At 69.4% G+C, this 17,123-nt stretch carries 19 protein-coding genes; 8 read left to right on the forward strand and 11 right to left on the reverse strand.

Annotated elements, in window-relative coordinates; genetic code table 11:
* Positions 1-169 precede the first annotated feature (169 nt).
* From DFR41_RS03955 to DFR41_RS03970, 4 genes are all read left to right on the forward strand, one after another.
* Positions 170-1,366 carry an acyl-CoA dehydrogenase gene (locus DFR41_RS03955; RefSeq protein WP_017758300.1) on the forward strand — a complete coding sequence of 399 codons (1,197 nt, stop codon included), beginning with the start codon at positions 170-172 and terminating at the stop codon, positions 1,364-1,366.
* Between the two features lie 157 nt (positions 1,367-1,523).
* The gene (locus DFR41_RS03960; protein WP_114802175.1) at positions 1,524-2,768 is read left to right on the forward strand and encodes a CaiB/BaiF CoA transferase family protein; all 1,245 of its coding nucleotides are present in this window, start codon (positions 1,524-1,526) and stop codon (positions 2,766-2,768) included.
* Between the two features lie 61 nt (positions 2,769-2,829).
* Positions 2,830-3,600, forward strand: coding sequence for a hypothetical protein (locus DFR41_RS03965; RefSeq protein WP_114801759.1), 771 nt, complete (start codon positions 2,830-2,832; stop codon positions 3,598-3,600).
* Between the two features lie 71 nt (positions 3,601-3,671).
* On the forward strand, positions 3,672-4,076 hold the full coding sequence (locus DFR41_RS03970; RefSeq protein ID WP_147284312.1) for a hypothetical protein: 405 nt from the start codon (positions 3,672-3,674) through the stop codon (positions 4,074-4,076).
* Positions 4,077-4,088: 12 nt separating this feature from the next.
* On the opposite strand, the gene DFR41_RS03975 is transcribed toward DFR41_RS03970, so the two are convergent.
* The 3 genes from DFR41_RS03975 to DFR41_RS03985 are packed head-to-tail and all read right to left on the reverse strand — an operon-like array spanning position 4,089 to position 7,216.
* The gene (locus DFR41_RS03975) at positions 4,089-4,985 is read right to left on the reverse strand and encodes a DMT family transporter (protein WP_017758561.1); all 897 of its coding nucleotides are present in this window, start codon (positions 4,983-4,985) and stop codon (positions 4,089-4,091) included.
* A gap of 46 nt (positions 4,986-5,031) precedes the next feature.
* Positions 5,032-5,502, reverse strand: coding sequence for a CopD family protein (locus DFR41_RS03980; RefSeq protein ID WP_114801761.1), 471 nt, complete (start codon positions 5,500-5,502; stop codon positions 5,032-5,034).
* Positions 5,503-5,557: 55 nt separating this feature from the next.
* On the reverse strand, positions 5,558-7,216 hold the full coding sequence (locus DFR41_RS03985) for a hypothetical protein (RefSeq protein ID WP_114801762.1): 1,659 nt from the start codon (positions 7,214-7,216) through the stop codon (positions 5,558-5,560).
* A gap of 175 nt (positions 7,217-7,391) precedes the next feature.
* Between DFR41_RS03985 and bla the strand changes: the two genes are divergently transcribed.
* Positions 7,392-8,321, forward strand: coding sequence for a class A beta-lactamase (bla, locus tag DFR41_RS03990; RefSeq protein ID WP_114801763.1), 930 nt, complete (start codon positions 7,392-7,394; stop codon positions 8,319-8,321).
* A 153-nt stretch (positions 8,322-8,474) separates the two neighbouring features.
* On the forward strand, positions 8,475-8,900 hold the full coding sequence (locus tag DFR41_RS03995) for a DUF1330 domain-containing protein (RefSeq protein ID WP_211322546.1): 426 nt from the start codon (positions 8,475-8,477) through the stop codon (positions 8,898-8,900).
* 9 nt (positions 8,901-8,909) lie between these two features.
* On the opposite strand, the gene DFR41_RS04000 is transcribed toward DFR41_RS03995, so the two are convergent.
* Positions 8,910-9,200: a hypothetical protein gene (locus tag DFR41_RS04000; RefSeq protein ID WP_114801764.1), complete on the reverse strand. Its 291-nt coding sequence runs from the start codon at positions 9,198-9,200 to the stop codon at positions 8,910-8,912.
* Between the two features lie 113 nt (positions 9,201-9,313).
* Between DFR41_RS04000 and DFR41_RS04005 the strand changes: the two genes are divergently transcribed.
* Complete coding sequence (locus DFR41_RS04005; protein ID WP_114801765.1) at positions 9,314-10,216, forward strand: LysR family transcriptional regulator; 903 nt, start codon at positions 9,314-9,316, stop codon at positions 10,214-10,216.
* A gap of 59 nt (positions 10,217-10,275) precedes the next feature.
* Here the strand turns inward: DFR41_RS04005 and DFR41_RS04010 are convergent, their stop codons facing one another.
* Genes DFR41_RS04010 through DFR41_RS04040 form a run of 7 tightly spaced genes read right to left on the reverse strand, consistent with a single transcriptional unit; the run spans position 10,276 to position 16,070 of the window.
* Entirely contained in the window at positions 10,276-11,406 is a 1,131-nt protein-coding gene (locus DFR41_RS04010; protein WP_043112440.1) for an FAD-dependent monooxygenase, read from the reverse strand.
* Positions 11,407-11,424: 18 nt separating this feature from the next.
* Positions 11,425-12,522, reverse strand: a complete 1,098-nt coding sequence (locus DFR41_RS04015; RefSeq protein ID WP_017761080.1) for an ABC transporter substrate-binding protein — start codon at positions 12,520-12,522, stop codon at positions 11,425-11,427.
* A 42-nt stretch (positions 12,523-12,564) separates the two neighbouring features.
* A complete protein-coding gene (locus DFR41_RS04020; RefSeq protein ID WP_017761081.1) occupies positions 12,565-13,461 on the reverse strand; it encodes an ABC transporter permease in 897 nt (298 codons plus the stop codon).
* Positions 13,462-13,474: 13 nt separating this feature from the next.
* A complete protein-coding gene (locus tag DFR41_RS04025) occupies positions 13,475-14,275 on the reverse strand; it encodes an ABC transporter ATP-binding protein (protein ID WP_017761082.1) in 801 nt (266 codons plus the stop codon).
* The gene (locus tag DFR41_RS04030) at positions 14,272-15,063 is read right to left on the reverse strand and encodes an alpha/beta fold hydrolase (RefSeq protein WP_114801766.1); all 792 of its coding nucleotides are present in this window, start codon (positions 15,061-15,063) and stop codon (positions 14,272-14,274) included. Before DFR41_RS04030 ends, DFR41_RS04025 begins: the two co-directional genes overlap by 4 nt.
* Entirely contained in the window at positions 15,060-15,467 is a 408-nt protein-coding gene (locus DFR41_RS04035; RefSeq protein ID WP_114801767.1) for a VOC family protein, read from the reverse strand. The genes DFR41_RS04030 and DFR41_RS04035 overlap by 4 nt, the downstream gene beginning before the upstream one ends.
* Before the next feature lie 27 nt (positions 15,468-15,494).
* The gene (locus DFR41_RS04040; RefSeq protein ID WP_147284313.1) at positions 15,495-16,070 is read right to left on the reverse strand and encodes a GAF domain-containing protein; all 576 of its coding nucleotides are present in this window, start codon (positions 16,068-16,070) and stop codon (positions 15,495-15,497) included.
* Positions 16,071-16,145: 75 nt separating this feature from the next.
* Between DFR41_RS04040 and DFR41_RS04045 the strand changes: the two genes are divergently transcribed.
* Entirely contained in the window at positions 16,146-17,117 is a 972-nt protein-coding gene (locus DFR41_RS04045; RefSeq protein ID WP_017760923.1) for a LysR family transcriptional regulator, read from the forward strand.
* The last annotated feature ends 6 nt before the right edge of the window (positions 17,118-17,123 follow it).

A 17,123-nucleotide genomic window follows, 5' to 3' on the forward strand; every position in this document is an offset into this window, starting at 1 on the left:
TTGATGGCGACTCTCAGCACTGCGTCAGCCGCGGCACATTGTCGTGAGATATGAAGGATGCGCATGCCTGGGTGCTGATTTCTCGTTTGCGCCGCCGCTGGCGCCGGGCGTACGATGCCGCGCATCCCCCGCAACCTGCAGCCGCTCACGCGCACGGAGACCGCACACCATGGCCACCAAAGCCGCCTTCCACTGGGACGATCCCTTCCTCCTCGACCAGCAACTGACCGACGACGAACGCGCCGTGCGCGAGGCGGCCAATGCCTACTGCCAGGACAAGCTGGCGCCGCGCGTGCTGGAGATGTTCCGCGGCGAGAAAACCGACCTGTCGATCTTCCGCGAGATGGGCGAGCTGGGCCTGCTGGGCCCGACCATCCCCGAGCAGTACGGCGGCCCCGGCCTCAACTACGTCTGCTACGGCCTGATCGCCCGCGAGGTCGAGCGTGTCGATTCCGGCTACCGCTCCATGGCCAGCGTGCAGTCCTCGCTGGTGATGGTGCCCATCTACGAATTCGGCACCGAGGCGCAGAAGCAGAAGTACCTGCCCAAGCTGGCCAGCGGCGAATTCATCGGCTGCTTCGGCCTGACCGAGCCCGACCACGGCTCCGATCCGGGCAGCATGGCCACCCGCGCCTACAAGACCGACGGTGGTTATCGCCTCAAGGGCAACAAGATGTGGATCACCAACTCGCCCGTGGCCGACGTCTTCGTCGTCTGGGCGAAGGAAGTGAGCGAGGGCGGCGCCGTCGGCCCGATCCGCGGTTTTGTGCTCGAGAAGGGCATGAAGGGCCTGTCGGCCCCGGCTATCCACGGCAAGGTGGGCCTGCGTGCCTCCATCACCGGCGAGATCGTCATGGACGACGTCTTCGTGCCCGAAGAGAACGCCTTCCCCGAAGTGCAGGGCCTGAAGGGCCCCTTCACCTGCCTGAACAGCGCCCGCTACGGCATCAGCTGGGGCGCCATCGGCGCCGCGGAAGACTGCTTCCACCGCGCCCGCCAGTACGTGCTGGACCGCAAGCAGTTCGGCCGCCCGCTCGCTGCCAACCAGCTGATCCAGAAGAAGCTGGCCGACATGCAGACCGAGATCACGCTGGGCCTGCAGGGCAGCCTGCGCCTGGGCCGCATGAAGGACGAGGGCATCGCCGCGGTCGAGATCACCTCCATCATGAAGCGCAACAACTGCGGCAAGTCGCTGGACATCGCCCGCCTGGCGCGCGACATGATGGGCGGCAACGGCATCAGCGACGAGTTCGGCGTGGCGCGCCACCTGGTGAATCTGGAGGTGGTCAACACCTACGAGGGCACGCACGACGTGCACGCGCTGATCCTCGGCCGCGCGATCACCGGCATCGCGGCATTTAGCTGACAACCCCCAGGCTGCGCGCTTCGCGCTCCGCCAACCCCCTTCTGCTGCGCGAAGGGGGCGCACCCGGCGGCCCGGCAAAGCCGGTTCCGGGGGTGCCCGCGAACGGGCTTCGCTGCGCTTGCCTTGGCCGATACATTCCTCGCACGCTTCGATGCCCATGACAGATCCTTCTCATCCAGCCGCCCTCGACGGCATCAAGGTCCTCGACCTGTCCCGCGTGCTCGCGGGCCCCTGGTGCACCCAGATCCTGGCGGACCTGGGGGCGGACGTGGTCAAGATCGAGCGGCCCGGCGTGGGCGACGACACCCGCAGCTGGGGCCCGCCCTTCCTCAAGGACGCCGAAGGCCAGGACACCACGCAGTCCACCTACTTCACCGCCTGCAACCGCAACAAGCGCAGCATGACGGTGGATATGGCCTCGGCCGAGGGCCAGCAGATCCTGCGCCGCATGGCGGCCGAGGCCGACGTGGTGGTCGAGAACTTCAAGACCGGCGGCCTGGCCCAGTACGGGCTGGACTACGCCAGCCTGCGCGCCCTCAACCCGCGGCTGGTGTACTGCAGCGTGACCGGCTTCGGCCACGACGGCCCCTATGCCGAGCGCGCCGGCTACGACCTGATGATCCAGGCCATGAGCGGCATGATGAGCATCACCGGTCGGCCCGATGCCGAGCCCGGCGGCGGCCCGCTGCGGGTGGGTGTGGCGCTGATCGACCTGTTCACCGGCTGCTATGCCTCCACCGCCATCCTGGCCGCGCTGCGTGCGCGCGAGGCCAGCGGCGAAGGTCAGCACATCGACATGGCGCTGCTGGATGTGTCCATGGCCATCCTGGCCAACCAGGCCACCGCCTTCCTCAACACCGGCAAGCCGCCGCAGCGCCAGGGCAACACGCACCCCAGCCTCGCGCCCTACCAGGACATCGCGACGCAGGATGGGTCGATGCTGCTGGCCATCGGCAACAACGGCCAGTTCGCGCGCTTCTGCGAGGCGGCCGGCCATGCCGGATGGGCGGCCGACGAACGCTTTGCGAGCAACACGCTGCGCGTGAAGCACCGCGCCGAGTTGATCGCGCTGATGGAGGCCGTCACCCGCACCCGCACCACGGCGCAATGGGTGACCCTGCTCGAAGACAAGGCCGTGCCCTGCGGCCCCATCAACGACATCGGCCAGGCCTTCGGCGACGCGCAGGTCCAGGCGCGCGGCCTGGCCGTCACGCTGCCGCGCGATGCGGGCGACGGCATCGAAGCCATCACCGGCGTGGCCAGTCCGCTGCGGCTGACCGCCACGCCGCCGGTGCTGCGCCGCGCGCCCCCGGCGCTGGGGCAGCACACGGACGAGGTGCTGGCCGAACTGGGTTTTTCGGCTGAGGAGATCGCGCGCTTCAGGGCGGAAGCGGTGGTGTAGGCCACAGACATATCTGTCCTTCAGGGCGCTGCGGCGACGGGTCGCTACCTAGAATCGCACGATGGACATGCAACCGGTCAGCCTCAGCCTGCACGATGAGTCGGAGGGCTACCAGATCTCGCCCGAGCGAGTGCCGATGGCCGTCCTGCGGAACTTCACCAAAGACGTCGATGACTTTCTGAAGGGCGAATCGGGTGAGGTCGACACCTCGGCGCTCGACGTGTCCGTGGTCCATGGTTCGATCGGCATCCGCACCGAGCCGATTGCGCATACCGGGCTGTTCGCGGATCTGCGGCGGCTGAGTACGTCCTCCCTGCTGGACGGCATCGATCCCCGTCGCCGCAAAGTGGTTGAGCGATGGCAGAAGATGGCACGTTCCCATTGCAGGTTATGGATCACGATCGCCACACCCGCCCTGGCGCAACCGTTGGTGGTGTCGGCAGCCACTGACTTTCGTGCTGATGATGCCGATCAGTGGGTACGCGTTGAGCGCTATCTGCAAGGCGAGGTCGTGGAGATGGGCGGAACACGAACCGTCAATGCCCATATCCGGCTGCCCGACGGCCGCACGCTGATCGCCGAATCGAGTCGCGAAGTGTTTCGCAGCGACAAGGTGAATCGTCTCTACAAGGTGGCCATGGCGCGCATCGTCGCGGAATACAACGTGGTCACCCGTGAATACCGCGATGTTCATCTGCTGGCCTTCGAGGAGCACCACAACGTACTGGACGAAGCGTCCCTCGCACGTTTGACCGAGCGCGGCGCCAAAGCCTGGAAGGACATCCCCTCGGCATCGAGCTGGGTAGACGGCATGAGGGGGAACAAGGCTTGATCTCCATTCTTCTGGACACGAGCTTCCTCATCACATTGGCAGATCCTGGGAGGCCGCATCACTAGACCGCCGTGCTTTACTTTCGCGAGGCATTACAGCGGGCGTGTCCGCTGTACCTCTCGTCGATCGTGGCATCGGAGTTTCAGGTCAAGCAGGCCGTCACGGACCTGCCGTTGCGAAATCTGCAGGTACTGCCGTTCAACATCGACCATGCGATGACGGCCGGACAGCTCATGCGCTCTTTGCAGCGGGATCGCGAAGACGACCGTGCCGCTGTGAAGGACGACATCAAGCTGATCGGCCAGATGGTGTGCGAATCGATCACGCATCTGCTGACCGAAGACCGCAACCTTGCCGCCAAGCACCTGGCACGCCTGCATGACCAAGGACTGACGACGGCCAGAGCGGTGCTACTGGCAGATGGATTCGAGACCGATTGGTTCGAAGGCGGGCAGCGTCGGCTGCTCGGGGACTGAGGCGGAGTCGGCTCAGCCCGCCGCGCCCGGCGCCTCGCGCCGCACCAGGTACAGACCGCTGGCGATGATGATGGCGCTGCCCGCCAGCGTCCAGGCATCGGGCGTGGCGCGCCAGATCAGCCAGTCCAGCAGCAGGCCCCAGGCCAGGGCGCTGTATTCGAAGGGGGCGACGGCGGCGGCCTGGCCGTGGCGGAAGGCTTCCGAGATGGCGAGCTGCGCCAGGAAGCCCGCGACGGCCAGCGTCGCAATGGCCGGCACATGCTGGGCCGACACGGGCGTCCACACGGGCAGGGCCAACGCGCCGCCGCCCACGGCCAGGCTCACGGTGGTCCAGAACACCAGCGCGCTGCTCGGCTCCGTGCGGCTGGCCAATCGGCCCAGCACATTGCTCAGCGCATAGCAGACGGCGGCGCCCAGCACCGCCAAGGCGCCGGTCGTGAGGAAGGCGTCGCCGTCCGGCCGAAGCGCCACCACCACGCCGCCGAAGCCCACCACGATGGCCACCCAGTGCCGCGGCTGGATTCGCTCGCCCAGCAGCGGCACGGCCAGCAGGCTGATGAGCAGCGGCGCGACGAAGCTCAGCGTGTAGGCCTCGCCCAGCCCCATGGTGCGCAGGCCGGAGGTGTACAGCACCAGCATCAACACGCTGAGCACGCCTCGCATCAGATGCAGGTGCCAGCGCATGCCGCGGTGGAACACCTGCCCACCCTCGCGTCGCCACAGGATGTACAGCGCGATCATCGGCAGCGAGCTCCAGCCCCGCAGCGCCACCACCTGTGCCGGCGCGAAGTGGCCGCCCAGCACCTTGAGCATGGCGTCCACCACGCCAAAGGCGGCGCATGCCGCCAGCATGGCGACGATGCCGCGCAGCGTGCCCGACAGGCGCGCGCCGGGGACCGCCCCGCTCACCGGCCCAGTCCGCCGCATCGAGCGGGATGCGCGTGCGAATGCGCCCTCATCCAGCGCGACCCAGCAGCGCGACCACGAAGACCAGCACGCCCAGCACCAGGTTGACCGACACGCGCAGCCGGATGCGGTTGAGCGCCGCGCCGGCCTCGGGCCACTGGTGGGCAGCCACCGCGCGGCGAAGTGCCGGAAAGGCGCTGGCGCGGATGGTGATGTAGATGAGCGTCATCACCGCCGCCAACCCGGCCATCGCATGCACCCGCCAGTGGGCGTTCGCGAAGCCGCCCATCTGCCCCAGCATCGCGAAGCCGCTGAGCCACAGCGTGGCGATCGCGATATCCACGCCGATCAGGAAGCGCCGCAACACGGCGGCCATCAGCGGCAGTCGCTGCGGCGGGGCCAGCAGCGCGGCGGCAGCCGGCCGCACGGCGAGGTGCAGCGTGGCCATGCCACCCACCCAGAAGGTGGCGGCGAGCACATGCAGCAGAAGAAGCAGGGCGTAAAGGATGGCGGGGCTCATGGGGCTCGGGTCCTGGGGGGAGGTGGAGATGTCTCGAAGGGCGTGGGCCGGCCGATCATCCCATTGCCGCGCGTCGGACGGCACGCCGTGGTGGCGGCTCCAGCGCCAGCAGCTCGGCGGGCAGCGCGTCGTTCCAGACGTCGCGAAAGTAGGCGCGGTCGCTGGCCACCAGCTGCGGCAGCACGGTGCGCAGCCGGGCCAGGGCCGCGGCTGCGGTGCGCAGGTCGCGGCCGTGGGCGGCGAACCAGGCCTGCTCGAACAGCAGGCCGGCCAGCTGCAGGCCGGGGTAGCGGCGCTGGCCCGCATCGTGATCGGCCAGATGCTGCGCGGCCACACCGGCCCAGCCGCCGCGCGCGGCGGGGCCATCCAGGCCTGGCGCGAGGCGGTCCTCTGCGCTCTCCTCGGCCAGGGCGCGGGGCGTGAGCGGCCGCAGGGCGGCGAACTCGGCCAGTGGCAGGCTGGGGCGCGGCTGGCAGTCGCCGCGGGCGATGCGCATCAGGTAGATGGCGTTCCAGGCCGAGCGGCCCTGTCCATCGGCCAGGCTACACAGCCATTCGCTGAAGGCGATCCACTGCACCGCGTGCCGGCGCGCCTGCGCACCGCGTGCCTGCGCCGCCGCCTGCACGCCCAGGCCCACGCGGTCGAACAGCCACACGGCCATGCCCATGTTGGCGGCCACGTGCTGGGCGGCGTCGAAGGCATGCGATTCGAAGGCCGCGGCCAGCGCGCGGCCGAAGTGGGCCATGGCCTCGTCGGCTTGCAGTGTGGCGGTGGCGGCGTCCGTGGTGGCCAGGCCCAGCGCACGCGAGCGGCAGGCGAGCGCCCACAGGTTGCTCCACTCGAAGCGCACCTGCGGATGGTGGCGCAGCAGTGGCGCCTGCTGCGCATCGCGCGTCATGGCGGCCAGCTGGGTCTGGGCCTGCGGCAGATCGCGGGCGGTGTAGCTGCACCACGCGCCCACGATGGCGGCCATCGCGCCCAGGTAGTCGTGGCTTGCCACCTGGCGGGCCAGGCGCTGGCGTTGCAGGGCGGCCAGGCGCTTGCGGGCCTGTGCGTCGTCGCCCAGGCGGCGCCAGAGCAGCGCCTCGTTGAGCGTGACCAGCGCGCGCTGGTAGTCGTCCTGGGCCAGGTCGGCCGCCTGGCGCATGGCGGCCAGCGCGCTGGTGGGCGCCTTGGCATCGCGCTGGCCTTGCACCGGAGCGGCCCAGCGGCCCTGCCGCATGGCCTGCTGCGCGGCGGCGAGCTGGTGCCAGAAGCGGGCGTCCTGCAGTTGCACCGCGCTGGCCTGTGCTTCTGCGGCGCTGGTACGAGCGCGCCGTGGCGATGCGGAAAGACCCAGGTACGCAGCCACATCGGCCGGCCGGGCTGCCTGCCCGTCGACGCGCAGACGCAGGCGCCGCGCCTCGGCGGCGGGCAGCCAGAACGGGCCCTGGCTGCGGCCCTCGGCATTGAGGAAGCGCGGGTCGCGCGCCGTGTCCGGGCCCCAGCCCACGCGCAGGCCCCAGGCCTTGAAGTCACGGAAGGCGCGGCTGACCACCATGCGCAGCGTTCGCGCCGACGACACCTGCCCGCGCAGGGCATCGAGCGCCACCACGTCGCCAATTCGCTGCGCATGGTGCAGCCGCACCAGCAGCCACAGTGACTGATAGGCCGCCGGCCGTCCGTCCACCGACTGGGGTGAGCTGAGTTCGATGTCGATGGAGGGCAATGGCATGGGAAGACGGCGATGTGACAGGTGTGACAGCAGTGCGGCGCGGGCGGGCCCGCGGGCTTGGTGGCTGGGGCGGGCCTTCCTACGATGCGGGCTCGTCGCGACGCCCTTGCCCTTGACCGCCTGCCCCGCATTGTGGGCGGCCTTCCCGCTCCCATCATCTGTCCACAGGATCTCCATGACCTTCCGCCACCCGGCTGCTTCTCTCGAACTCGCGCAGCGCCGTCGCCTCTTGTCCGCCCTCGCCGCCGCGCCGCTGGTGCTGGCCACGACCGCATGCGCCACCGCCGCCGCGCCCGCCGACCGCGAGGCGCAGGCCGCGCTGAAAGCCCTGGACGAAGGCTTCGATGGCCGGCTTGGCGTGTTTGCGCTCGACACCGGCTCCGGCGCCACGCTGAGCCATCGTGCGGGCGAACGCTTTCCCATGTGCAGCAGCTTCAAGGCGGTACTGGCAGCGTCCATGCTGGACCGCAGCCGTCGGCAGCCGGACTGGCTGTCCCACCGCGTGCGCTATGCCAAGGCCGACCTGGTCAGCTATTCGCCCGTCACCGAGCGCCATGTGGGCGAGGGCATGACGGTGGCCGAACTCTGCGCCGCCACCGTGCAGTACAGCGACAACGGCGCCGCCAACCTGCTGATGGCCCAGAGCGGCGGCCCGCAGGCACTCACGGCCTTCGCGCGCAGCCAGGGCGACGACAGCTTCCGGCTCGACCGCATCGAGCCTGCACTCAACAGCGCCATTCCGGGCGACGAGCGCGACACCACCACGCCCGAGGCCATGGCCCGGCTGCTGCAGCGGCTGGTGGTGGGCGAGGGCCTGCCGCCGCGCGAGCGGCAGCAGCTGGGCGACTGGCTGCGTGGCAACACCACGGGCGCGCGGCGCATCCGCGCGGGCGTGCCGGCGGCCTGGACCGTGGGTGACAAGACGGGCACCGGCGCCCACGGCTCGGCCAGCGACATCGGCGTCGTGTGGCGTCCGGGCAGGGCACCGCTGACGCTGGCCATCTACACGACGCGGCCGAAGGCCGATGCACCGGCCGACGAGGCCGTGATTGCCGAAGCGGCGCGCATCGTGGCCCGCTGGGCGGGCGCGGGACGGCCGGCCTGAGCCCACCTTCGCGCGACAAGGCCATCGGCGTTTGTGTCGATGCCGCGCCGCCCGCGCTGTCACCGGCGCAACAGCGCCGGGCGCGTGGGCCGGTCAACATGGGCGAGCGCCCATCCACGGCCCTGCGTGGACGCACCTTGAACGGAGACCTGAATGTCCATGTCGCTGCCTTCCGACCGCGTCGCCATCGATCCGACGCGCGACAGCTTCAAGCAGTTGTTCGACCAGGTGCCGGCGGGCACCCCGGTGCTCATGCTCAACCTGCTGGCCTTCCGCGCGCAGGCCGCCGATGCACCGGGCGCGCCGGTGCGCTCGGGCCGCGCCGCCTACGCCACCTACAGCGAGGCGGTGGCGCCGCTGCTGGCGAAGGTCGGCGGGCAGGTGCGCTGGGTCGGCGATGCGCGCCATGCGCTGGTGGCGCCGCCCGGCGAGGCCTGGGACGAAGTGCTGCTGGTGGAGTACCCCACGCGCGACGCCTTCGCCGCCATGATCCAGTCGCCCGAGTACCGGGCCATCGTGCATCACCGTACGGCGGCGCTGCGCGATGCGCGGCTGATCGCCACCACGCAGCGGCCCTGAGGCCCCGCCTCAGCGGCCCAGATGGCCGAGCAGTTCGCAGCGGCCCACGCCCAGGTCGTTGAGCTCGTGCTGGCCCATGGCCATCAGCAGCGCGCCCTCTTCCCGCAGGCGGCGCGCCTGGATGCGGCGAACGCGCTGCTGCGCTGCTGCATCGCGCAGACGCTGCAGCAGGCCGGCGCGGGCCGGATTCGCAGCGGCCTCGACCATGGCCTCGCGCGGCACGGCACCCGGCACGATGGCGCGACGGGGGGTGGCGGCGCTCGGGCAGGCGGTGGCGGGTTGCAGCACGAGGGTGTTCATGATCGGCTCCTGGCGTGTGTTTCTGGCACGAAGTGGTGAAGGAGCCGTGATCATGCGCTGCGGCGCAGCATCGGAGAAGTTGAGAGTTCTGAGGGCTGCGATCAGAATGCCTGATGCGCCAACTGAACCTCGACCAGGTGCGCACCCTGGTCGCCATCGCCGACCTGGGCAGCTTCTCGGCCGCCGCTCAGGCCCTGCACCTGGCCCAGCCCACCGTCAGCCTCCATGTGAGCGAGCTGGAGTCGCGGCTGGGCGTGCCGCTGCTGCTGCGCTCGCCGCGGCATGTGCAGCCCACGCCAGCCGGGGCCGAGCTGGTCGAGCGTGGCCGTCGCCTGTTGCGCGATGCCGACGAAGCCATGGATGCGGCCCGCCGTCGGCATGCGGGCCTGGAGGGGCGCGTGCGCATCGGCGTCTCCACCACCAGCGTGGTGGTCGACCTCCTGCCGCCGGTCTTCGAGGCGCTGGCCGCCCGCTACCCGGGCATCGAGCTGTCGCCCGTGTTCGTGGGCTCGGCCGACTCGGCGACCGGGCTGGTCGGTGGATCAGTGGACCTCGCGGTCGTCGCCCTGCCCCAACCGGCCCTGCCCGGCGTGCGCTTCACGCCCTGGTTGCGGCATGAGATGCGGGCGCTGGTGCCGGCTGCCTGGCCGGCCTTGCCCAAGCGCGCCACGCCGGCCTGGCTGGCGCAGCGGCCGCTCATCATGAACGAGCCCGGCACGCGCATGCAGACGCTCACGCTCGAATGGTTCGGCCGAGCCGGCTTCTCGCCGCGGGCCCGCATCGAGCACAACTACGACGTGGCCATGCGCGGCCTCGTCGAGGCCGGCTACGGCGCCGCCCTGCTGCCGCTGCGGGCCAGCCATGAGGAGGCCGCCGGCTCGCGCGTGCGGGTGCTGCCGCTCAGCCCGCGGCTGGTGCGTCAGCTGGTGATCGGCCATCGCACGCAGGAGCCCGCGGGCGGACCGGTGCGGCGGGTCGTGGACATGCTGATGGAGATGGCGGGCCAGGTGGGCTGAGCGACTGCCGTGCAAAGGCCGCCGCCCATCTTGCTGCGCATCTCAGGCGATCACAGGCCTCAGGCCGCGGCAGTTGCTGCGCGGGCGGCGTACGCCCGGAACTCGGCGTTTCGCTGATCCAACGCTTCCTGGGTAGGCGGCACCATGATCGGCGCGCCATGGTGGGCGAAGGCCTGGCACTGCTGCACATAGGGGCGAAGCTGAGCATGGTAAGCCGGCGAAGCGGCCGTCATGTCTCCTCCATGGGCGGTCCAAATGGTGGCAAGAAGTTCGGCAGACACCATCGCCAGCGTGGTGCCCATCCCCGAGAGAAGCGCCGCGCAATGCCCGGCATCGCCGATCACGGCGACATTGCCTTGCGTCCAGCTCGGCATATGCGTCTGGCTGACCGAGTCGAAGTAGAAGCCTTGCGCCGAGGGGTCTACGAACGCGGCGCGCAAGGCTGGCACCTGCCACGCATCCACAGCGGCCGTGAATCGTGCGATCAGATGCCGCTGCGCGTCGAGGTCGCGCCAGTCGTAATCGATCGGCGCACTGGCGGCCACCATCATGGCCTGCGGGCCGTCGCCCGCGTCACGCACCGCGATCATGAGACCCGGCACGTTGAGCATGGCGCGCTCCCAGTCCCGATCAGGTGGCAGGTCCACCAAGGCAACGTAGTGGCCGAAGTGGCGGACGTAGTCCTTCTCCGGGCCGAAGGCGAGCCGCCGCACATTGGAGTGGAGGCCGTCGGCGCCTACCACCAGGTCGTAGCGACCGTGGTTGCCATCGCTGAATGCGACATCCACCCCATGCGGGCCATCCGCCAGCGACGCGATGGAGACCTTGAAGCGGAACTCCACGTCCTCAGGCACTGCATCGAGCAGGATGCGGTTGAGGCGGTCGCGCGTGATCTCGACATCCTCGTCGGTCTCGTTGGCGAACCAGCGCAGATCGAGCGTCGCCACCTGTTGCCCTGTGCCGTCGAGCACCCGGCCCGGCTCGACGACGCTCACCTTCTGCGCCTGGATGGCGGCCAGGATGCCCATGCGCTGCGCCGTGCCCAGCGCCTTTCCACGCACGTCGATGGGTGCGCCTCCAGGACGCAGACCCCCGGCGCGTTCGACCACGAGGACCCGATGGCCCAGTTGCGCGAACCAATATGCGGCCGACAGTCCGGCCATGCTGGCACCTGAAACGAGAACGTCCATGGTGGGGCTCCTCGGGGGCTAGAGCTTGAAGGACTTGGCCATGCCGACCACCGCCTGCTTGTCGAAGGCATTGATGTCGTCGATCAGCTCGTTGGTGAACAGGCGGTTCGGGTCGCCGAGTTCCTCGGCAAGGCGCGGGTTCCTGCTGCTCTCGGCTGCCAGGTCGACGTTGGCCTTCCACTCTGCCAGCGACGAGGCGCCCATGCGCTGGTCGGGGTCAGCGGGGCGCCGCATCCAGCTGTTCTTGCGGTCCTTCAGGATGAAGTTCAGCTCCTTGCGTGCCTCGTCCAGGCTGCGGCTCTTGGGCTTGCTCTCGGGATACACCGCCCAGTGCAGGTCGATGGCGGCATCGAGATTGGCGTTGGAGAAGATCGTCGACTTCGCGATGCCCTGGAACAATGCCACCAGGGATTTGCGGTCCTCCTTGAGCAGCTTGCGGGGCACGCACAGCCAGCCCGAGCCCAGCTGTGCGAATTTCGGGGTCAGTGGCACGTAGCGCAGCGGGGTGCCGACGAGTTCGATGCGGGCGGTCGCGGTGTCGAAGGCCACCATCGCATCCACCCGGTCTGCGTCGATCGCTGCGCCAGCCGGCGCGCCATCGCCGATGGCGATGTATTCGCATTTGTCGTCCTTCAGGCCCAGCTCGGCCAGCATGGCCTTGAGGACGACCACGCCACTGTCGCCCTGGCTGCGCACACCGATGCGCTTGCCGGCCAGGTCGGCCACGGACTTGATGGGGCTCGTCGGCTTGACCACGACCGTGTTGGCATTGCCCGGCAGCCACTTGTAGACGCTCACCAAGTCCAGCGACGGGTCCTTGGCCATGGCCGGCAGCAGGATGCCGGGGACCGCGGGTCCGAACTCCACATGCCCGGCGCGCAGGCTCTGCAGTGCCTGCGTCATGCTCGACATGTTGACGTACTCGGGATCGACGCCGTTGGGCTTGTAGAAGTTGAGCCGCGGGTGCTGTCCCGCAGTGACGAAGCATTGCTGCGGGTCGTTGACGGCGGCCGTGTTGGCCAGCCTCATCACCCGCACGTTCTGCGCGATGGCCGGCAGGCCCCCGCTAATGCCCAGGGCAGCCAGGCCCAGGCCGAAATCACGACGATTCAACATGACGCGTTCCTTCATGAAATGGCAAGCGGTTGGGCGCAACGGTCAGACGCTGACCGTGCGCTGCGAGGTATCGGTGGGCATCCAGTGCAGCACGCGGCGCTGGACGCGTCGCAACACGTCGGTCATCACGATGCCGATCACCGACAGCACCACGCAGACCGCGAAGCTGCCGCCCGTGTCGGCCTGGGCCTCCATCTGCAGGATCAGCACGCCCAGCCCTGCCTGCGCGCCGACGAACTCGCCCACCACGGCCCCCACCACGCTGAAGGCCGCGGCCATGTTGAGGCCGGCGAAGATATAGGGCAGTGCGCTCGGGAACTTGGCCTTGCGGAAGATCTGCCAACGCGTGGCCGACAGGGAGCGCAGCAGGTCGATGCGGTCCGCATCCACGGCCTTGAAGCCGGCGATGCTGGTCACCAGCACCGGAAAGAAGGTGAGCAGGCAGATGATCATCACCTTCGAGCCGATGCCGAAGCCCAGCCACACGACGATGATCGGTGCGATGGCCACCTTGGGCACGCTCTGCAGCGCTGCGACGTAGGGCTCCAGCAGTGCCTCGAGCTTCGGCATCTGAGACACCACGATGCCGATCGCCAGGCCGACTCCGCTGCCGATGAGGAAGCCCAGCAGGATCTCGGCCACGGTCACACCGCCGTGATACCAGAAGCCGTCCTTCGCCATCGGGCTGGTGGCCAGCCCCCGCCAGAGGGCGACAGCGATGTTGCTGACCGGCGGCACCAGGTGCACGGGCACCTTGAACAGACGGACTGCGCCTTCCCATGCGCCCAGCAGGGCAACGAGCAGGAGCATCGACTGCACGCGCGTCGAGGCGAGCAGACGGGTGCGTCGCACGCGCGGCGCCGGGCGTAGCGGCATCTTGGGGGTGGCGGACGCGGGGGGCGTCCCTGCGTCGTCCTGGGTCAGCATGGCGGTGCTCATGGCGGGTCCTCGGTCAGTCGAAGGAGGCAGCGTGGGAGAAGCGTTCGCGGATGGAGGCGGACGCGGCGGCGAAATCGGGATGCGACATCACGTCCATCGCGCGCGGGCGTGGCAGGTCGATCGTCAGCACGCGCTCCAGCGTGCCGGGGCGCGGCGACATCACGAAGACGCGATCCCCGAGGAACACCGCCTCGGGAATGGAGTGCGTGATGAGAACGACCGTCTTGCCGCTCTCCATCCAGATGCGCTGCAGCTCCAGGTTCATGCGCTCCCGCGTCATGGCGTCCAGGGCGCCGAAGGGCTCGTCCATCAGCAGGATCTTGGGGTCGTGCAGCAGCGCCCGCGCGATCGAGGCGCGCTGCTGCATGCCGCCGCTGAGCTGGCGTGGCAGCTTGTGCTCGAAGCCCTCCAGCCGGACCATGGCCAAAAGCTGCATCGCACGGTCGCGCGCCTGCTTGAACGGAATGCCCAGCACCTCGGCCGGCAGCATGACGTTCTCGAGGATGGTGCGCCAGGGCAGCAGGATCGAACTCTGGAACACCACGCCGACGTCGCGCCGCGTGCCGTGGATGGGTTGTCCGTCGAGGGTGACCCGCCCGATGTCGTAGTCGAGCAGGCCGGCCAGGATGCGAAGCAGCGTGCTCTTGCCGCAGCCGCTCGGCCCCACGATCGTGACGAAGCTGCCCTGCTCGATGCTGCAGTCGACGTCCTTCAGCGCCAGCACGCCATCGCTGCCGTCGCCGAAATGCTTGGAAAGGCCCTCGATGCGGATGTAGTCGGGGCGTCCGCGGGCCCGTTCGGGGTTCGTGCTCATGCCTTGGCTCCTTCAGGGTGGAGGAAACGAACGATGTGCTGGGCCAGCACCTGCGGTGCCTGCAGTGCCGTGACATGGCCCACGCCGGGCAGCAACACGGTGTCCGCGTTCCGGATGCGCCCAGCCATGGACAGGGTGACGCCGGGCGGCACCACGCGGTCGAGTTCGCCGGCGAGCACCAGCGTTGGCGCGACGATGTCGGCCACCCCCCGCTCGAGCGTGGTCCGCACCGTGGCGCCGCGCCGCGCCGAGCGGGCCGAGGCCGGCAGCGCGCCGGCGAACAGGCGGCGCAGCTCCGGGCGCGTGCGCAGGAAGTCCTCGGGAAAGAACCAGGTGGCCAGTTCCTCCGCCGTGGAAGGCAGACCGGCGCGCAGATTGGCCAGCTGGGGCGCATCGGGACACAGCTCCTCGTAGGGGCGCGGCAGCGGCCAGGTGCTGCCGAGAACGAGGTGGTCGACCGTGCGTGGATGCAGCAGCGCGAGCGCCTGCGCCACACGGCCACCGAAGGACGATCCGAACACATGGGCGCGCCGGAAGCCCAACGCCTGGAGGAGCTGCTGCGCATCGCCGGCCAGGTCGGCCAGGGTGGCAGGCCGCTCCGGCGCCTCGGTCTCGCCGCAGTCGCGCTGGTCGTACGCGATCACGGTGAAGTGCGGCGCGAGCAGTGGCACCAGCGCGCTGAACATCTGCCTCGATGCCTCGGCGCCGTGCATGAGCAGCAGCGCGTCGCCTTTGCCCTCGACATCGCAAGCGATGCGCGTCTCGCCGGCCTGGACGAAGCGGGTCATGCCGTCGCTCCCTCTTCCTGGTCCATCCAGAAGGTCATCTCGATGCGCAGGCCGCGCGGATCATGGAGAAAGAGCTGGTGGATGGCCCAGCCAGGAATCGGCGCTTCGGTGAAGTCGATGCCCGATGCGCAAAGGTGTGCGCGCATCTCCGCCAGGCCGCGTGCACGAAAGGAGATGTGGTCCACATGGCCGGTGGCCGGCAGGGCAGGGGCGTCGGCGCTCGCCAGATGAGCGTAGAGATGGACGATGGGCTGCCCATCTGCATAGAGCCATGCGCCGGGCGCCGGGATGTCGGGCCGCGCGCCCACAACCAGCCGCATGACGCGGGTGTAGAAGTCCACCAGCGGCGGCAGTTCGTCGGGCGTGCAGCGGATGGTGAAGTGGTGCAATGCGTGGACGGGCATGCGGCGGCTCCTTGGGCTGTCTCGTGCTCAGGCACCGATGGCGGCGGCGGCCGGTTCGGTGGTCTGTCCGAAGTGGTAACTCAGTGCGGGTGCGACGGGCACCCACCGCGCGGCCGCCAGCGCCAGCAGACGGAATGCCAACACCTGCTCCGGTCGCCACCGCGCAGCGGTGCCGAAGACGTTGAACGTCGCGTAGCAGAGCGGCCCCTGCATGAGAGGCACGTTGACCACGCTGCGCAGGCCGAAAGCCCGCATCTGCTCGAAGTCGTCAAAGTGTTCGGCCAGCTCAGCCTCGCCCTCACCGATGAAGGGGCGGCCCTCGACGAACAGGCGGTGGGTCCAGCGCGTCAGGGTCTTGCGCTTGGCGCCATTGACCGGAAAGGTGCCTGACGCGGACGAGTAGAAGCGGCGCAGCAGCACTTGGCCGGGGGCGTCGTCCGCGCATGTCACGTTCTGCTGGATGCTGAAGATGCCCCCTCCGGCAATCCGGTCGCGGCAGGCATCGATCAGCGCCAGCGCCTGCGGCGCGTGGGCGGCACACGCCAGCATGTCGAGAAATTCAGCCGTGACGGCAGAGGGAGCGGTCGTTCTTTGCGCTTGCATGCAAAAAAGTCTAGGACCACGAATTCACCAAAATGAAATAAATTCTGATGGACCGATAACCCTCAAGTTATGGCTATGCCGAATGCGAGAGATCCCGCCACCGAGCTGCACCATGCCCTGCTGTCGCGCCTGAAGCTGCGGCAACTGGCGCTGCTGCAGACCATCGATCACCACCGGTCTCTCGGCCGGGTTGCCGCCGAGATGCAGCTGAGCCAGCCGGCGATCACCAAGGCGCTGCACGAGATCGAGGACATCTTCGGAAACGCGCTGTTCGTGCGCAGCAGCCGCGGGCTGGTGCCGACACCGGCCGGCGATGCGGTGCTGCACTACGCACGCCGATGGCTGGCGGAGCTGGAGGCCACGACCCGCGTGCTGACCTCGATCGGGGCGGGCCGCAGCGGCCGCCTGCGGCTGGGCCTGACGCAGCAGGTGCCGCAGCAGCTCATGTCCGCGGCGCTGACACATCTGCTCGACCGCACGCCGCGCATCTCGGTGGTGGTGCGCGAAGGCACCACCGACGAACTGGTGGCGAACGTGCTGGCACGCGAGATCGACTGCGCCATCGGCCGTTCCTACGACGGCGATGCAGGCGGGCTCGTACAGCAGGCCATCTACGAGCAGGAGCCCTGCCTGGTCGTGGGCGCGCCCAACGTGAAGCGGCTCTCACGCGGGCCGCTCGACTGGGCGCGGCTCGCGAAGCTCGACTGGATCCTCCCGCCACCGAACACGCCCATGCGCCGGACCTACAACGCGGTCTTCGTCGGGGCCGGCGTGCAGCCGCCCCTGCCGATTCTGGAGACCACGTCGCTTCGCAGCATCGAGACGGTGCTGCGCCAGGAGCCCAATGCCGTGACCATCTTCGCGCGCGACGTGATGGAGGAGATGGAGCGTGGCAGCGGCTGGGCGGCGCTACCCTACCGCCTGAACTGGAATCTGCCGCCGGTGAGCTTCTTCACGCTCGAGGACCTCGATGCCCATCCGACCGTGCAGGCACTGCGCCAAGTGGTGGTCGCCACCGCGCAGCGCATGAAGCGGCGCTCTGCCTGAGCATCG

Origin of the sequence: Pseudacidovorax intermedius, assembly GCF_003350475.1 — a bacterium.
Classification (GTDB): domain Bacteria; phylum Pseudomonadota; class Gammaproteobacteria; order Burkholderiales; family Burkholderiaceae_C; genus Xenophilus; species Xenophilus intermedius.

What these genes read in the sequence shown, in the direction of transcription:
- DFR41_RS03955 (WP_017758300.1), top strand. Translation starts at nt 170, where the DNA reads ATGGCCACCAAAGCCGCCTTCCACTGGGACGATCCCTTCCTCCTCGAC.
- DFR41_RS03960 (WP_114802175.1), top strand. Translation starts at nt 1,524, where the DNA reads ATGACAGATCCTTCTCATCCAGCCGCCCTCGACGGCATCAAGGTCCTC.
- DFR41_RS03965 (WP_114801759.1), top strand. Translation starts at nt 2,830, where the DNA reads ATGGACATGCAACCGGTCAGCCTCAGCCTGCACGATGAGTCGGAGGGC.
- DFR41_RS03980 (WP_114801761.1), bottom strand. Translation starts at nt 5,502, where the DNA reads ATGAGCCCCGCCATCCTTTACGCCCTGCTTCTTCTGCTGCATGTGCTC.
- DFR41_RS03985 (WP_114801762.1), bottom strand. Translation starts at nt 7,216, where the DNA reads ATGCCATTGCCCTCCATCGACATCGAACTCAGCTCACCCCAGTCGGTG.
- bla (WP_114801763.1), top strand. Translation starts at nt 7,392, where the DNA reads ATGACCTTCCGCCACCCGGCTGCTTCTCTCGAACTCGCGCAGCGCCGT.
- DFR41_RS03995 (WP_211322546.1), top strand. Translation starts at nt 8,475, where the DNA reads ATGTCCATGTCGCTGCCTTCCGACCGCGTCGCCATCGATCCGACGCGC.
- DFR41_RS04000 (WP_114801764.1), bottom strand. Translation starts at nt 9,200, where the DNA reads ATGAACACCCTCGTGCTGCAACCCGCCACCGCCTGCCCGAGCGCCGCC.
- DFR41_RS04005 (WP_114801765.1), top strand. Translation starts at nt 9,314, where the DNA reads ATGCGCCAACTGAACCTCGACCAGGTGCGCACCCTGGTCGCCATCGCC.
- DFR41_RS04010 (WP_043112440.1), bottom strand. Translation starts at nt 11,406, where the DNA reads ATGGACGTTCTCGTTTCAGGTGCCAGCATGGCCGGACTGTCGGCCGCA.
- DFR41_RS04015 (WP_017761080.1), bottom strand. Translation starts at nt 12,522, where the DNA reads ATGTTGAATCGTCGTGATTTCGGCCTGGGCCTGGCTGCCCTGGGCATT.
- DFR41_RS04020 (WP_017761081.1), bottom strand. Translation starts at nt 13,461, where the DNA reads ATGAGCACCGCCATGCTGACCCAGGACGACGCAGGGACGCCCCCCGCG.
- DFR41_RS04025 (WP_017761082.1), bottom strand. Translation starts at nt 14,275, where the DNA reads ATGAGCACGAACCCCGAACGGGCCCGCGGACGCCCCGACTACATCCGC.
- DFR41_RS04030 (WP_114801766.1), bottom strand. Translation starts at nt 15,063, where the DNA reads ATGACCCGCTTCGTCCAGGCCGGCGAGACGCGCATCGCTTGCGATGTC.
- DFR41_RS04035 (WP_114801767.1), bottom strand. Translation starts at nt 15,467, where the DNA reads ATGCCCGTCCACGCATTGCACCACTTCACCATCCGCTGCACGCCCGAC.
- DFR41_RS04040 (WP_147284313.1), bottom strand. Translation starts at nt 16,070, where the DNA reads ATGCAAGCGCAAAGAACGACCGCTCCCTCTGCCGTCACGGCTGAATTT.
- DFR41_RS04045 (WP_017760923.1), top strand. Translation starts at nt 16,146, where the DNA reads ATGCCGAATGCGAGAGATCCCGCCACCGAGCTGCACCATGCCCTGCTG.